The organism is Streptomyces sp. NPDC033221, assembly GCF_055577005.1.
Window position 1 is genome coordinate 1 of record NZ_JBVIQN010000069.1, and the last position, 17,382, is coordinate 17,382.

Below are 17,382 nucleotides of genomic sequence, written 5' to 3' on the forward strand. Positions count from 1 at the left end.
GCACCCTCCGCGGCCAGACCGCGCCTGCTGACCAGCAGCAGACTCCGTACCCCATGCTCCGCCACCAGATGCCGGGCCACCGTACGGCCCAGGCCCCCCGTACCACCGGTGATCAACACCGTACCGGCCGAGTCCCAGGCGAAAGCCTGCTGCGTCTGGGCGCGGGTCAGCCGCGCCGCCAGCACCTCCCCACCGCGCACCACCAGCTGCGGCTCGTCCGACGCCAGCGCCTGCGGCAGCACCGTCGTATCGGCGTCGCCCTCCAGGTCCACCAGCACGAACCGGCCCGGATGCTCCGACTGCGCCGAGCGCACCAGACCCCACACCGCCGCGCCCGCGAGATCCGTACCGGACACCGCGCCACGCGTCACGAACACCAGACGCGAGGCGGCGAACCGCTCGTCGGCCAGCCACGACTGCACCGTCTCCAACGCCCAGGCGGTCGCGGCGTGGACGGACTCCACCGTCCCCGACGTGCCGGTGGGCGGCGCCGCCAGCACCGCGCCGGGGGCCGGGCCGGATGCGGCCAGCGCGTCCGGATCCGCGAAGTGCCCGACCGCGTCCACGCGCCACTCGGACGACGCGCTTTCGGAGAAGCCGATGGCCGCGACGGTCTCCGCGGTCCCGGCCGGGGGCAGGGCTACGGGGTTCCACCGGAGGCGGAACAGCGCGTCGCGGACGGCCGGGTTCGTGCCGCTGTCCCACTGGTCGGCGGAGACCGTCCGCAGGACGAGCGCGCCGATGGTGGCGACGGGTTCGCCCGTGGTGTCGGCGACGTCCACGGACACCGTGTCGCCGCTGCGCCGGGTCACCCGGACCCGTACCGCCGCGGCGCCGGAGGCGTGCAGCGAGACGGCTTCCCAGGAGAACGGCACGACCTGCTGGTCGATTCCGTTGAAGGTGACGACGTGCAGGGCCGCGTCGAGCAGGGCCGGGTGCAGGCCGTAGGCGGGCGCGTCGCCTTCCGCCGCGACGGGCAGGGCGACCTCGGCGAAGACCTCGTCGCCCCGGCGCCATGCGGCGCGCAGGCCCTGGAAGTGCGGGCCGTAGTCGAAGCCGCGGTCGGCGAGGTTCGGGTAGAAGCCGGTCAGGTCGACGGGTTCGGCGTCGGCGGGCGGCCAGGCGGTGGTGAAGTCGACGTCGGTCGCGGCCGGCTGCGGGCCGGTGGCGAGGACGCCGGTGGCGTGCTGCACCCATGGGTGGTCGCCGTCGCCGTCCGTCCTGGAGCGCGCGCCGAAGGTGCGGCGGCCCGTCTCGTCGGCGGGGCCGACGTGCAGCTGGAGGTGTACGCCGCCGTGTTCGGGCAGGACGAGCGGGGCGGCCAGGGTGAGGTCGTCGACGCGGTCGCAGCCCACCTCGTCGGCGGCGCGGATCGCGAGTTCGGCGAAGGCCGTGCCCGGAAGCAGGACCGAGCCCATGATGACGTGCCCGGCCAGCCAGGGGTGGGTGGCGAGGGACAGGCGTGTGGTGAACAGCAGGCCGTCGCCGTCAGGCAGTTCCAGGGCGGCGCTCAGCAGGGGGTGGCCGGTCGCCGCCAGGCCGACGGCGCCGATGTCTCCGGTACGGGTGTGGTCGGGGGTCGGCCAGTACCGCTGGTGCTGGAAGGCGTACGTCGGCAGGTCGACGGCGCGCGCGTCCCGGCCGGTGAGGAACGCGGCCCAGTCGATCTCCGCACCGTGTACGTGCAGTTGTGTCAGGGCCGCGAGCAGGGTCGTTTCCTCGGGGCGGTCCTTGCGCAGGGCGGGGACGAGCAGGGTCTCGGGAGCGCTCCGGTCGGTGGCGCCGTCGTCGGGCAGCGATTCGCGTGCCATGGCCGTGAGCGTGCCGTCGGGGCCCAGTTCCAGGAAGCGCGTCACGCCCTGGGCGCGCAGGGCGCTGATCCCGTCGGCGAACCGTACCGCCGCGCGGACGTGGGTGACCCAGTACTCGGGGGTGCGCAGTTGGGCGGGGGTGGCGAGGTCGCCGGTGACGTTGGACACGACGGTCAGCGCCGGCTCGCCGTAGGTCAGGTTCTCGGCGACGGCGCGGAAGCCGGCCAGCATCGGGTCCATCAGCGGCGAGTGGAAGGCGTGCGAGACCCGCAGGCGGGTGGTCTTGCGGTCGGCGGCCTCGAAGTGCCGCGCGATGGTGAGCACCGCGTCCTCGGCGCCGGACACCACCACGGCCGTGGGGCCGTTGACGGCGGCGAGCGCGACGTCGTCGGTCAGGTGCGGGAGCACCTCTTCCTCGGTGGCGCGGATCGCCGCCATCGCGCCGCCGGCGGGCAGCGCCTGCATGAGCCGTCCGCGTGCCGCGACCAGCGCGCAGGCGTCGGCCAGCGAGAACACCCCGGCCACGTGCGCGGCGGCGATCTCGCCGACGGAGTGCCCGGCCACGTACTGCGGCTTGACGCCCCAGGACGCGACGAGCCGGAACAGGGCCACCTCGATGGCGAAGAGTCCGGCCTGGGTGTAGGCCGTCTGGTTCAGCAGGTCCGCGTCCTCGCCCCACACGACGTCGCGCAGGGGGCGGTCCAGGTGCTCGTCCAGGGCGGCGCAGACCGCGTCGAACGCTTCCGCGAAGGCGGGGTAACGGGCGTGCAGCTCGCGTCCCATGCCGAGGCGCTGGGCACCCTGGCCGGCGAAGAGGACGGCGTCCGGGCCGGTGTGGGCGGTGCCGGTGTCCACGGCGGGGTCGGCCTCGCCCGCTGCCAGGGCGGCCAGGGCGCGCAGTGCGGTGCCGTGGTCGTCGGCGCGTACGGCCGCGCGGTGGGGGAAGGCCGTACGGCGTGTCATCAGGGTGCAGGCGGCGTCCGTGAGCCGGGGCGCGGGCTCGCGGCCGAGGTGGGAGCGCAGGCGCTCCGCCTGGGCGCGCAGGGCGCTTTCGGTCTTGGCGGAGAGCAGCAGCGGCGGCGTGCCGTCGTTCTCGTCGGGTGTGGTGACCGGCGCTTCGGGTTCGGTGGCCGAGGGCAGTTCCAGGACCACGTGCGCGTTGGTGCCGCTGATGCCGAATCCGGAGACGGCGGCTCGCCTGGGGTGGCCGGTCTCGGGCCAGGCGGTGTGCTCGGTGATCAGCTCGACCGCGCCCGCGGTCCAGTCGACGTGTCCGGTGGGTTCGTCGACGTGCAGGGTGCGGGGCAGCGCGCCGTGCCGCATCGCCAGGACCATCTTCATCACGCCCGCCACGCCGGCGGCGGCCTGGGTGTGCCCGAGGTTGGACTTCACCGCGCCCAGCAGCAACGGCAGCTCCGGCGGCCGTTCCTGCCCGTAGGTGGCCAGCAGGGCCTGGGCCTCGATCGGGTCGCCCAGTGTCGTGCCCGTGCCGTGTGCCTCCACGGCGTCGACCTCGGCGGCGGTCAGCCGGGCGTTGGCCAGGGCCTGCCGGATCACCCGCTGCTGGGACGGGCCGCTGGGTGCGCTCAGGCCGTTGGACGCGCCGTCCTGGTTGACGGCCGAGCCGCGTACGACGGCGAGTACCTGGTGGCCGTTGCGGCGGGCGTCGCTGAGCCGTTCCACCAGCAGCAGGCCGACGCCCTCGCTCCAGCCGGTGCCGTCGGCGGCGGCCGCGAACGGCTTGCAGCGGCCGTCGGGGGCCAGGCCGCGCTGCCGGGCGAACTCCACGAAGGAGGAGGGGGTGGACATCACCGTCACACCGCCCGCGACCGCCAGGGAGCACTCGCCCTGGCGCAGTGCCTGCGCCGCCATGTGCAGGGCCACCAGCGACGACGAGCACGCCGTGTCCACGGTGACGGCCGGTCCTTCGAAGCCGAAGGTGTAGGAGACGCGGCCGGACACGACGCTCAGCGCGTTGCCGGTGAGCCGGTGTCCCCCGGCTTCTTCCTGTGCGGTGTCCAGGACGGTGCCGTAGTCCTGGGTGTTGGTGCCCGCGAAGACACCGGTGCTGCTGCCCCGCAGGGACTCCGGGTCGATGCCCGCCTGTTCGAGCACCTCCCAGGTGGTTTCCAGGAGCAGCCGCTGCTGCGGGTCCATGCCGAGGGCCTCGCGCGGCGAGATGCCGAAGAAGTCCGCGTCGAAGCCGGCCACGCCGTCCAGGAAGCCGCCGCCGCGGGCGTAACTGGTGCCCTGGTGGTCGGGGTCGGGGTGGTAGAGCCGGTCCAGGTCCCAGCCGCGGTCGGCGGGCATCGGGGTGATGGCGTCGCCGCCCTCGGCCAGCAGGCGCCACAGGGCTTCGGGTGAGTCCACGCCGCCGGGGAAGCGGCAGGCCATGCCGACGATCGCCACCGGTTCGTCGAGGGCGGCGGCGGAGGCCTGGACGACCGTGGCAGGCCCGGTGGCGCCCAGGACCTCGGAGCGCAGATAGGTGGCGACCGCGTCGGCGGAGGGGTGGTCGAACAGCAGGGTGGCGGGCAGCCGCAGGCCCGTCGCGGCGGCGAGCCGGTTGCGCAGGTCGACCGACATCAGCGAGTCGAAGCCCTGCTCGCGGAAGGCGCGCCGGGCGTCGACGGTGTCCGGTGAGGGGTGGCCGAGGGTCTTCGCGGCCTCTTCCCTGACCATGGTCAGCAGGGCCTGTTCCTGCTCGGCGGGCGGCAGGGCGCCGATCCGGTCGCGCAGGGGCGAGCGTTCCCGGCGCGGTCCGGCGTCGGGGCCGAGCGCGCGGCGGGCCTCGGGCAGGTCGCCGATGAGGGGGCTGGGGCGGATGGCGGTCAGGGCGGGGGCGTAGGCGTTCCAGTCGATGTCGGCCACGGTCACGTGCGTCATGCCCTGGGCGAGGGCCTGGCGCAGGGCGGCGAGTGCGGGGGCCGCGGCCATGGGCGGCAGCCCGTCGCGGCTGAAGCGGTCGGCGGCGTCGCTGTCGGTCGCCATGCCCTCGCCCGCCCAGGGGCCCCAGGACACGGAAGTGGCCGGGAGGCCGTGCCGGTGGCGGTGTTCGGCGAGGGCGTCCAGGTAGGCGTTGGCGGCGGCGTAGGCGGCCTGTCCGGCGTTGCCCACGACACCGACGATGGAGGAGAACAGCACGAAGAGGTCCAGGTCCAGGTCCTGGGTGAGTTCGTGCAGGTGCTGTGCGGCCGTTGCCTTGGGGCGCAGTACGGTCTCGAAGCGCTCGGGGGTGAGCGCGGCCAGCACGCCGTCGTCGAGGACGCCCGCGGCGTGCACGACGCCGGTCAGCGGCAGGTGCGGCGGGATGTCCGCGAGGACGGCCGCCAGCGCGTCGCGGTCGGCGGCGTCGCAGGCGACGAGGGTGACCTTGACGCCCCGGTCGGTGAGGGCGGCCGCCAGTTCCGGTGCGCCGGGGGCCTGCGGGCCGCGGCGGCCGGTGAGCACGAGGTGTTCGGCTCCGGCGTCGGCCAGCCAGTGGGCGACGTGTGCGCCGAGGGCGCCGGTGCCGCCGGTGACCAGGACGGTTCCGTGGGTGCTCCACCGGTCGCCGGTGTCGCCGCCGGGGGTGATCCGTTCCAGGCGGCGGGCGAAGGTCCCGGCCGGGCGGATCGCGACCTGGTCCTCCGCCGAGGCGAGGGTGGTCAGCAGCGCGGAGACGGCCCGCCCGTCCAGGCTTTCGGGGAGGTCGACGAGACCGCCCCAGCTCTGCGGTGACTCCAGCGCCGCGACCCGGCCCAGGCCCCAGGTCTGTGCCTGTACGGGGCTGTCGAGCGTCTCGTGCCGGTCGACGGCGACGGCGCCGCGGGTCACGGACCACAGCGGTGCCTGGATGCCCGCGCTTTCCAGGGCGTGCAGCAGCGTGGTGGTGGCGGCCAGGCCGCGGGGTACGGAGGGCAGGTCCGGGTGCGGGCGCTCGTCGAGGGCCAGCAGGGAGAGGACGCCGTCGACGGGGGTTTCCGGCCGGGCGAGGGCGTCGCCGCTTTCGTGGGTGCCGGGCAGTTCGCGTACGTCGGTGTGCAGGCCCTGGTCGTTCAGGGCGGCCAGGAGGCGGGCGGTCCACGGGTCTTCGGCGTGGCCGTCGGGCAGGACGACGAGCCAGTGCCCGGTGGCGGCGGGGCCGTTGGGGGCGGTGCGCGGGGTCCAGTGGGTGCGGTAGCTGAAACGGTCCGCCGCGGCCTGGGTCCTGCGCTGCCTGCGCCAGGAGGAGAGGGTGGGCAGGAGGCTGCCGAGGGAGTCCGCTTCACTGCCGTCAATGGCCAGGACCGCCGACAGTTCCTGGAGGTCCTCGCGTTCGACGGCCGCCCAGAATCCGGCCTCGCCCGCTTCGGCGGCGGCTGCCTCGGGCGCGTCGTCCGCCGGGCCGAGCCAGTACCACTGGCGCTGGAAGGCATAGGTGGGCAGTTCGGCGCGGGAGGTGCCGGGCGAGCCCAGGCAGGCGGTCCAGTCGACGCGTACGCCGTGGGTGAAGGCGGTGGCGATGCCCTCGATGAGCGCGGACGCTTCGGTGCGGCCGGTGCGCAGGAGGGACACCACGGCGGCATCTTCGAGGGTGGTCAGGCTGTCCTGCACCATGGGGGTGAGGACGCCGGCGGGGCCGAGCTCCACGAAGGTGGTGACGCCCTCGGCTTCGAGGGTGCGTACGGCGGCGCAGAAACGGACCGCCTCGCGGACCTGCCGCACCCAGTAGTCCGGCGAGCGCAGTTCCGCTTCGGAGGCGAGCGCGCCGGTCACCGTGGACACCACGGGGATGCGGGGCGCGTGGAAGGTCAGGTCCTGGGCGACGCGCCGGAAGTCCTCCAGCATACCGTCCATGTGCGGGGAGTGGAAGGCGTGGCTGACCCGCAGCCGCTTGGTGCGGCGGCCCTGCCCGGCCCAGTGGGCCGCGATCTCGGTGACGGCCTGTTCGTCGCCCGAGATGACGACGGATTCGGGCCCGTTGGCGGCCGCCGGCGCGACGTGTTCCTCGTGACCCGTGAGGTGGTCGCGGATCTCCTCCTCGGTGGCCTGGATCGCGACCATGGCGCCGCCTTCGGGCTGCGCCTGCATGAGGGTGCCGCGCGCGGCGACCAGCCGTGCGGCGTCGGGGAGGGTGAGCACGCCGCTGACGTGGGCGGCCGTCAGCTCGCCGATGGAGTGTCCGGCGACGAACTGCGGCACCGTGCCCCACGACTCGACGAGCCGGAACAGCGCGGTCTCCAGGGCGAAGAGGGCGGCCTGGGTGTAGGCGGTCCGGTCGAGCAGGGCGGCCTCGGCGCTGCCTTCCGCGGCGAAGACGACATCGCGCAGCGGCCGGTCCAGGTGCGGGTCGAGTTCGGCGCACACGGCGTCGAAGGCCGCGGCGAACCCGGGGTGCTCGGCGTACAGCTCGCGTCCCATGCCGAGGCGCTGGGAGCCCTGCCCGGTGAAGAGGAACGCGGTGGTGGCCTTGGCGGCGACACCGCTGACCAGGCCGGTGGCGGTACAGCCCGCTGCCAGGGCGTCCAGGCCGCTCAGGAACGCCTCGCGGTCGGCCGCGACGAGTACGGCGCGGTGTTCCATGAGCGTACGGTCGCCCGCGAGGGCGTGGGCGACCGCGGCCGGCGCGAGGCCGGCGCGGTCGCGTACGTGGCGGCCGAGGCGTTCGGCCTGCGCGCGCAGGGCTTCTTCGGTGCGGGCGGACAGAATCCAGGGCAGCGTGCCGCCGGTCCGGGCGGCCGGTTCGGCGGCCGGTCCGTCCTCGACGGCGGGTGCCTGTTCCAGGACGACGTGGGCGTTGGTGCCGCTGATGCCGAAGGAGGAGACGGCGGCGCGGCGCGGCCGGTCGGTGTCCGGCCAGGGCTCGGGCTCCGCGAGGAGCCGGGCGTTGCCCTCGCTCCAGTCGACGTGCCCGGAGGGTTCGTCCAGGTGCAGGGTCTTGGGCAGCTGCCCGTGCCGCATCGCCAGGACCATCTTCATCACGCCCGCGATGCCGGCGGCGGCCTGGGTGTGCCCGATGTTGGACTTCATGGCGCCGATGAGCACGGGCCGGTCCGCGGGGCGCTGCTGCCCGTAGGTGGCCAGCAGGGCGTGTGCCTCGACGGGGTCGCCGAGGGTGGTGCCGGTGCCGTGCGCCTCCACGGCGTCGATGTCCGAGGGGGCCAGGCCGGTGCCGTTCAGTGCCTGGCGGATGACGCGTTGCTGCGAGGGGCCGTTGGGGGCGGTCAGCCCGTTGGACGCGCCGTCCTGGTTGACGGCCGAGCCCTTCAGCACGGCGAGTACGGGGTGGCCGTTGCGTACGGCGTCGCTGAGCCGCTCGACGAGCAGCAGTCCGACGCCCTCGCTCCAGCCGGTGCCGTCGGCGGCGGCCGCGAACGGCTTGCAGCGGCCGTCGGCGGCCAGGCCGCGCTGGCGGGAGAACTCCACGAACATCTTCGGCGTGGACATCACGGTGGCGCCGCCCACCAGCGCCATGCCGCACTCGCCGCGCCGCAGCGCGTGCGCGGCCAGGTGGAGGGCGACCAGGGACGAGGAGCAGGCCGTGTCCACGGTCAGCGCGGGGCCTTCCAGGCCCAGGAGATAGGAGATCCGGCCGGAGGCGATGCTGATGTGGTTGCCGGTCAGCAGGTGCCCGCCGACCTCGTCGGCGCGGCGGCTCCCCGCGGCGTCGTACTCCCCGTGGCCGGTGCCGATGAACACGCCGGTGCGGCTGCCCGCGAGGGATTCCGGGTCGAGGCCGGCGCGTTCGACGGCCTCCCACGCGGTCTCCAGCAGCAGCCGCTGCTGGGGGTCCATGGCGAGCGCCTCGCGCGGGGAGATCCCGAAGAAGCCGGGGTCGAACTCCCCGGCGTCGTGCAGGAACCCGCCCTCGCGGGCGTAGGAGGTGCCCTGGTGGGCCGGGTCGGGGTGGTACAGCGTGTCCAGGTCCCAGCCGCGGTTGCGGGGGAAGGAGGAGATCGCGTCGACGCCGTCGCGCAGCAGGTCCCACAGTTCCTCGGGCGAGCGGACGCCGCCGGGGAAGCGGCAGGCCATCGAGACGATCGCGATGGGCTCGCGCTGCTTCGCCTCCGTCTCGTCCAATTGCTGACGGGTCTCGTGGAGGTCCGCGATCGCGCGCTTGAGGTAATCGCGCAGCTTCTCCTCGTTGGACATCAGGACGCCAATCTTTCGGTGGAATTCGGTACCTGGGCACAGCGCGCGGACACGCACGTCCGACCGTTTCCCCGCCATCCTCCACAAGGTGGACTGCGGGTTTCCCTAGACCGTGCGCGGATACGCCCCGGCGGACGGCCGGATGGCCGCCCGCCGGGGCGCTGTCTGCCGCGGCCGGGTCACTCCCCGCCGAGGGAGCCCAGCCAGTCCTTGACGATCCGCGCGGTCTGCGGGGCGTCGTCGCGGACCATGGAGAAGTGGTCCGCGTCCACGAGACGGACGTCGGCCGAGGGGATCATGTCGCTCTTCGTGTCGTCGCCCGAGACGGCCGCGGTGCCCTCCATGGCGAAGGTTTCCCTGGTGGCGCGGATGATCAGCACGGGCGCGGTGGTGTGCTGCACGTCGAGGTGGCCCAGCAGCCCCATGTAGCGGCCCATTCCGGACAGCCGGGCGTTGGTCACCCGCACCGGCGATTCCGCGTCGGCCAGGAAGTTGCGGTGCATCAGACTGTCGTAGTCGATCTCCTCCCGGTCGTCGTGCCGGATGCTGACGGTGTCCAGCAGCACGACGGCCGCGGGCTTGATGCCCCAGGTCTCCAGCAGCCCGGCGGCCACGTACGCGTACGACCCGCCGGAGGAGTGCCCGGCCAGGATGAACGGGCGGCCGTCGCTTGCGCGCAGGGCGCTCTCCGCGAGGGCCCGGACCGCGCCGGCGGGGGTGGCCGGCAGCCGTTCTCCCGGGGCGAAGCCGAGCAGGGGCAGTCCGCTGATGTGCCGCTCACCCCGGAAGGACGCGGCGAACCGGGCGTATTCGTGGACGCCGCCGTTGGCGGTGGGTGTGCTGACGCAGATCAGCTGCGGCTCGGCGGGTCCCTCGGCGAGCGTGGTCGGCAGCGGCAGTTCCTCCGGTGCGGCGGTGTCCTCGAAGGACGGGCGCAGCCCCGTCAGGGCCGACAGCATGAGCCGGATCTCGGCGAACCTGCCCCCTTCCATGGCGTCGAGGAACATCCGCTCCAGCGAGTCGGGGTCCGGGCCGGCCGGGGCGGGGGCAGCGCCGTCCGGGGAGCCGGCCAGGCCGGGCTGGGCGCCGAACTCGCCGCGCAGCCGGGCGCCGAGGTTGGCGGGCGTCTTGTTGTCGAAGACCAGTGTCGCGGGCAGTTGGAGCCCGGTGACCGTGGCGAGCCGGTTGCGCAGCTCGATCGAGGTCAGCGAGTCGAGACCCAGCGCGAGGAAGTCCTGGGTGTCCTCGATGTCCTCGGCGGCGTGGCCGAGGATGGCGGCGGCCTCGGTGCGGACCAGGTCGACGAGGTGTCGTACGCGGTCCTCTTCCGGCAGTTCGAGCAGGGCCTGGACGAAGGTGGCCGGGGTGCCGGAGGTGCTCGTGGCGTTGGCGGCGGTCCGCCTGCTGTGGCGCACCAGCCCGCGGAAGAGCGGCGGGATCTGTCCTTCCGGCACGCGGGCGCCGGGGATCAGGCCCACCGCCATCACGACGGGCTCGGCGTAGCCGCGCGCACTGTCGAACAGGGCCATGCCCTCCTCGATGGAGACGGGCGCCATGCCGTTGAGCCGCATGCGCGCCACGGTGGCCTGGTTCATCGAATCGGCCATGCCACCGCCGTCCCAGTGGCCCCACACGAGCGACTGGCCCGGCAGGCCGAGGGCGGCCCGGTGCCGGATCAGGCCGTCGAGGAAGGCGTTCGCGGACGCGTAGTTGGCCACGCCGGGGGCGCCCAGCACACCGGAGACGGAGGAGAACATGATGAACGCGGCGAGGCCGAGATCCTTGGTGGCCTCGTGCAGGTTCCAGGCGGCGTCCACCTTCGGCCGCAGTACCGGCGTCAGGCGCTCCGGGGTCAGCGCGGTGACCACGCCGTCGTCGAGGACACCGGCGAGGTGGACGACCGCGGTCAGCGGGTGTCCGGCCGGGATGGCGGCCAGGAGTCCGGCGAGCGCGTCCGGGTCCGCCGTGTCGCAGGCCGCGATGGTGGGCTGGGCCCCCAGCGCCCGCAGTTCCTCGGCCAGTTCGTCCGCTCCGCTGGCCGCCGGGCCCCTGCGGCTGACCAGCAGCAGGTGCCGGGTGCCGGTCGTGGCGAGGTAGCGGGCCAGCTCGATGCCCAGGCCGCCGGTGCCACCGGTGATCAGTACGGTCCCTTCGGGGTCCCACTGCGGCGACCGGGTCTCGGCGTCGGCGGGCAGCCAGGCCAGCCGTCCCATGAGCACCGACTTGTCGCGTACGACGAACTGGGTCTCGCCGGAGGGCAGCAGCCCCGGCAGGGCGTCGAGGAGCGTCGCGAGGTCGTCGCCGTCGTCGCCCGGTTCCTCGATGTCGGCCAGGACGAAGCGGCCGGGGTGTTCCGCGATCGTGGAGCGCAGCAGGCCCCAGACGGCGGCACCGGCCGGGTCGCCGCCGCCGACGGCGCCGTGCGTCAGGAACACCAGCTGGGCCGTGGCGTGGCGTTCGTCGGCGAGCCAGTCCTGTACCAGGAGCAGAGCCTGGGTGGTCAGTTCGTGCACGGCCTTCGGGTAGCCGTCCACCGCACGGGGAACGGGGACCACGACCAGGTCCGGGGTGCCCGCGATGTCGGCGAGCGACGCGGTTCCCAGGGGCTCCAGGACGGTGCTCCGGGCGCTCGGCGCGTCCTCCGTGCGCGGTGCGGGGATCCACTCCAGGCGCAGCAGCTTCTGGCGCTGACCGCGGACGGCGCGCTCGGGGGCTTCCGCCAGGGTGCGCAGCGTGACGGCGCGCGCCGAGAGTACGGGTTCCCCGTCGGCGTCGACCGCGCTGACGCTGACGGTGTCCGCGCCGGTCTTCGTGATCCGTGCACGTACCGCCGAAGCGCCGGAGGCGTGCAGCGACACGTCGTGCCAGGTGGCCGCGTAGGAAAGGTGCTCCTCGTCGCCCACGTCGCTGAAGGCGGTGCCGTGCAGGACCGCTTCGAGCAGTGCGGGGTGCAGGCCGAAGGACGGGGCGTCGGAGGCGAGGCCGTCCGGGAGTTCGGCTTCGACGAAGGTGTCGTCGCCGCGGACCCAGGCCGCTCGCAGTCCGTGGAAGGCGGGGCCGTACCCGGTCCCTTCGTAGTACCCGTCCAGGTCGACGTCGGACGCGTCGCCGGGCGGCCAGGTGGTCACGTCGAGGGGCTTCTCGGTGTGCCGGCCGGTGGTGAGGGTGCCGGTGGCGTGCCGGGTCCAGGGCTCGTCCGGCGTGGCCTGGGGGCGGGAGAAGAAGCGGATCTGCCGGGTGCCGTCGTCGTCCGGGGCGCCGAGCCACACCTGGAACACCAGGGCCGCGCCCTCGGTGAGCACCAGCGGAGCGTCGTCGAGGTCGAGTCCGGCGACCCGGTCGCAGTCGACCTGGTCTCCGGCGCGTACGGCCAGCTCGACGAAGCCGGCGGCCGGGAAGACGACCGCGCCGCCTGCCACGTTGTCCTTGAGCCAGGGGTGGGTCTCCGTCGACAGCCGGCTGGTGAACAGCATGCCGCCGCCGTCCGCCAGCGCCACCGCGGCGCCCAGCAGGGGGTGCTCGGTGGGCAGCAGGCCGGCGGAGGTCACGTCGCCCGCCAGCGCCGTCCGCTTCGGCCAGTAGCGCCGGTGCTGGAACGGGTAGGTGGGCAGGTCGACACGGCGGGCGCCGGTGCCGTCGAAGACCCGGGCCCAGTCCGCCTCGACCCCGGCGACGTGCAGCTGCGCCAGGGTGGTGAGCACGGCCGTCTCCTCAGGACGGTCCTTGCGCAGGGTGCTGACGGCGACGACGGTGCCGTCCACGTTGTGCGGGACCATGCCCGACAGGACGCCGTCGGTGCCCAGCTCCAGGAAGGCCGTGACGTCCTCGGCGGCCAGGGCGCGTACCGCGTCGGCGAAGCGGACGGGCTCGCGGACGTTGCGGACCCAGTAATCGGCGGAGCGCATCAGCTCCTCGGGGGCCCGTTCGCCGGTCACGGTCGAGACGAGGGGCAGGCGCGGCTCGTGGAAGGTGAGGCCCTCGGCGACCTGGCGGAAGTCCTCCAGGATCGGGTCCATCAGCGGGCAGTGGCCGGCGACCTGCACCGCCACCTGCCGCGTCTTGCGTCCCTCGGCGATGAACGCCTCGGTGATGCGCTGTGTGGCGGGTCCGTCGCCGGCGATGACGACCGAGTCCGGTCCGTTGACCGCCGCGATCGACACGCCGTCGACCAGCCGCGCGGCGGCCTCCGCCTCGCTCGCCTGGATCGCCACCATGATGGCGCCCCGGCCTTCCAGGGTGTTCATCAGCCGCCCGCGGGCCGCCGCCAGGGTGCAGGCGTCCGCCAGCGAGAGGACTCCGGCGACATGCGCGGCGGCGATCTCGCCGAACGAGTGCCCGCCGACGAAGTCGGGGCGTACACCCCAGGATTCGACGAGCCGGAACAGTGCCACCTGCATGGCGAACATGGCCGGCTGGGTGAATTTGGTCTGGTCCAGCCGTTCGGCGTCGGTGAGCATCACCTCCCGCAGTTCGGCGTCGAAGTGGGCCAGTGCCGCGTCCAGGGCCTCGGCGAACACCGGGAACCGGTCGTACAGTTCGCGGCCCATCCCGACCCGCTGGCCGCCCTGGCCCGGGAAGAGCATGGCCAGCGAGCGGTCCTCGGCCGTGCCGCGCGCGACCTCCTCCCCGGCCAGCAGCACCGCGCGGTGCGCGAACACCGGCCGGCCCGTGGCCAGCGAGAAGCCCACGTCGGCCGGGGCGAGTTCCGGCCGGTCGCCGGTCCAGTCCCGGAGCTGTTCGATGCCGTCGGCCAGTGCCTGGGACGTCTTGCCCGAGACGAGCCACGGCACGGCGCGCGGCTCGACGGGCCGGGTGTCCCGGTCCGGCTGCCCGGCGGTCTCCGGTGCCTGTTCGAGGATGGCGTGGGCGTTGGTGCCGCTCATGCCGAAGGAGGAGACCGCGCCGCGGCGCGGGCGGCCGGTGTCCGGCCAGTCGGTCCGCTCGGTGAGGAGTTGGACGTCACCCGCCGTCCAGTCGACGTGGGAGGAGGGCGTGTCGATGTGCAGGGAGCGCGGCAGTACGCCGTGCCGCAGCGCCAGGACCATCTTGATGACACCGGAGACACCGGCCGCCGCCATGGTGTGGCCGATGTTCGACTTGAGGGAGCCCAGCATCAGCGGGCGCCCCTCGGCCCGGTCCCGGCCGTAGGTGGCGAGCAGCGCCTGGGCCTCGATCGGGTCGCCGAGCGAGGTGCCGGTGCCGTGTGCCTCGACCGCGTCCACGTCGGCCGTCGACAGTCCGGCGTTCGCCAGGGCCTGGCCGATGACGCGCTGCTGGGACGGGCCGTTGGGTGCCGTCAGGCCGTTGGAGGCGCCGTCCTGGTTGACGGCCGAGCCGCGGACGACGGCGAGGATGTCGTGTCCGTTGCGGCGGGCGTCGGACAGCCGCTCCAGTACGAGTACGCCGACGCCTTCGGCCCAGCTGGTGCCGTCGGCGTCGTCGGAGAACGCCTTGCAGCGGCCGTCCGACGCCAGCGCGCCCTGCCTGCTGAAGCCGGCGATGCTCATCGGCGTGGACAGCAGCGTCACACCGCCGGCCAGCGCCAGCGAGCATTCGCCGTTGCGCAGCGCGTGGGTCGCCAGGTGGAGTGAGACGAGCGAGGAGGAGCACGCGGTGTCGACGGTGACGGCGGGGCCCTCCAGGCCGAAGGTGTAGGACAGCCGCCCGGACAGGACACTGCCCGCGAGTCCGGTGCTGGCGTGGGCCTCGACGTCCTCTCCGGAGTTCATCAGGATGCTGCCGTAGTCGGAGCCGCTGGTGCCGACGAAGACGCCGGTGGCGGTGCCCCGCAGGGTCACCGGGTCGATGCCGGCCCGCTCGACGGCCTCCCAGGAGGTCTCCAGCATCAGCCGCTGCTGCGGGTCCATCGCCATGGCTTCGCGCGGGGAGATGCCGAAGAACGGGGCGTCGAAGTCGCCGAGCCCGTCCAGGAAGCCGCCCCGGGAGGCGGAGCTGCGGCCCTGGTCGCCCTCCGCCCCGCCCAGCAGGGTCTCCAGGTCCCAGCCCCGGTCGGTCGGGAAGGCGGAGATGCCGTCGCGCTCGTCGGTGACGAGCCGCCACAGGTCCTCCGGGGACCGCACGCCGCCGGGCAGCCGGCAGGCCATGCCGACGATGACGACCGGGTCGTCGGCGGACGCCGTGCCGACCGTGGCGGGGGCCCGGTCCGTGCCGTGCTCGTCGAGGAGTTCGGCGATGAGGTGGCCGGCGAGGGTGGTGGGGTTGGGGTAGTCGAAGACGAGGGTGGCGGGCAGTCGGAGGCCGGTGGCGGTGGCGATCCGGTTGCGGAGTTCGACGGCGGTCAGCGAGTCGAAGCCCAGGTCGTGGAAGTCCCGGCGGGTGTCGATAGCCTTGCCCGAGGTGTGTCCGAGCACGGCGGCGGCCTCGGCGCGTACCAGATCGACCGTGAAGGCGCTGCGCTCGTCCGCACTCAGTTCGGTCAGCCGCCGGGTCAGCCGCAGGGCCGCTTCGGTGCCGTCGGCGGAGACCGCCGCCGTACGGCGGGCGCCCTTGACCAGGCCCCGCAGCACCGGCGGTACGGCGCCGCGGCCCCGGGCACCTGAGGCCAGGGGTCCGAGCGGGACGAGGTGCGCCGCGTCGGCCGCGGTGGCGGCGTCGAACAGGGCCAGTCCCCGCTCGGCCGACAGCCGCGGCACGTCCAGGGACGCGATCCGCTCCGGTTCCGCGGCGGACGACGCCCGCGTGCTCCCGTCCTGCGTAGCCCAGGCGCCCCAGGCGAGGGACTGGGCGGGCAGGCCCTGCGCCGTACGGTGGCGGGCCAGCGCGTCGAGGAAGGCATTGCCCGCGGCGTACCCGCCGTGACCGGCGCTCCCCATGACGCCGGAGACGGACGAGTACAGGACGAACGCGGCGAGGTCGAGATTCTTGGTGGCCTCGTGCAGATGCCAGGCCCCGTCCACCTTGGGACGCAGTTCGGCCGACAGCCGCTCGGGCGTCAACGACGTCAGTTCATCACCGTCAAGGATGCCGGCCGTGTGGATCACGGCGGTCAGCGGATGCTCCGCGGGCACCGATCCCAGCGCCGCTGCCACCTGCTCCCGGTCGGCCACATCACACGCCAGGACAGTGACCCCGGCGCCGTGCCCGGCCAGCTCCGCCCGCAGCCCGTCCGCGCCGGAGGCGTCCGGGCCGCTGCGGCTGACGAGCAGCAGATGCCGCACGCCACGCTCGGCCACCAGATGCCGGGCCAGCTCACCAGCCAGACCACCGGTACCGCCGGTGATCAGCACCGTACCCTCCGGGTCCCAGACCCGCGGCAGGGTCAGCACGATCTTCCCGATGTGCTGCGCCCGGCTCATGAACCGGAACGCCTCCGGCGCCCGCCGCACATCCCACGTCGCCACCGGCAACGGCCGCAACACACCCGCAGCGAACAGCTCCAGCAGTGCGCCGAGCATGTCCCGGGTACGCTCCGGGCCCGCTTCCGCGAGGTCGAAGGCGCGGTAGCGCACTCCGTCGGCGGACTCGGGGTCGCGGATGTCCGTCTGGCCCATCTCCAGGAAGTGACCGCCGGGGGCGGTCAGCCGCAAGGAGGCGTCGACGATTTCGCCCGTGAGGGCGTTGAGAACGACGTCCACGCCGCGGCCACCGGTGACCTCCCGGAACCGCTCCTCGAACTCCGTCGTACGCGAGGAGGCCATGTGATCGTCGGCGACACCCAGCTCCCGCAGCGTGCCCCACTTGGCCTCACTGGCCGTGGCGAACACCTCGGCACCCATGTGCCGCGCCAGCTGGATCGCCGCCATACCGACACCACCGGCCCCGGCATGCACCAGAACCGACTGGCCCGGCCGCAGATCGGCAAGATCCTTCAGAGCGTAGTACGCGGTCAGGAAGACCAGCGGCACGGAAGCGGCCTCGGCGGCCGACCAGCCCTCCGGGATACGGGTCAGCAGCCGCGCGTCGGCGACGGTCTCCGGGCCGAAGCCGCCGAGGACCAGGCCGGTCACGCGGTCCCCCGGGCGCAGTCCGGCCACACCGGGCCCGGTCTCGGTCACCACACCGGCAGCCTCGGCACCCAGGGCCCCGGCTTCGCCCGGGTACATGCCCAGTGCGTCGAGTACGTCGCGGAAGTTGACCCCCGCGGCCTCGACCCGGATACGAACCTGCCCCTCGGCGAGGGGTTCCAGAATCTCCGGGCAGGGAGCGAGAACCAGCTTGTCGAGGCTGCCCTTGGCCGCGCTGTCCAGCCGCCACGGCACCTCGGCGGGCGGCAGCAGTCCGGTACCGCTGCCGAGAGGGGCCAGCCGCGCCATCCGGACGGTGCCACCGCGGACCACGAACTGGGCGTCGCCGGTGGCCAGCAGGTTCGGCAGGTCCGCGAGTACCCCGGTCAGGTCTCCGGCTTCGTCCGGTCCGGCTTCGAGGTCCAGCAGTGCGATGCTCCCGGGGTTCTCCGACTGCGCCGAGCGCACCAGACCCCACACCGCGGCCGCCGCCA

2 protein-coding genes are annotated in these 17,382 nt (G+C 74.0%); both read right to left on the minus strand.

The window, feature by feature from the left end:
* Positions 1–8,924 (minus strand): type I polyketide synthase (locus tag ACZ53K_RS41515; RefSeq protein ID WP_468848003.1); only part of this gene is annotated, 8,924 nt, incomplete at its 3' end.
* A 179-nt stretch (positions 8,925–9,103) separates the two neighbouring features.
* A partial coding sequence (locus tag ACZ53K_RS41520) for an SDR family NAD(P)-dependent oxidoreductase (protein ID WP_468848006.1) occupies positions 9,104–17,382 on the minus strand: 8,279 nt, incomplete at its 5' end.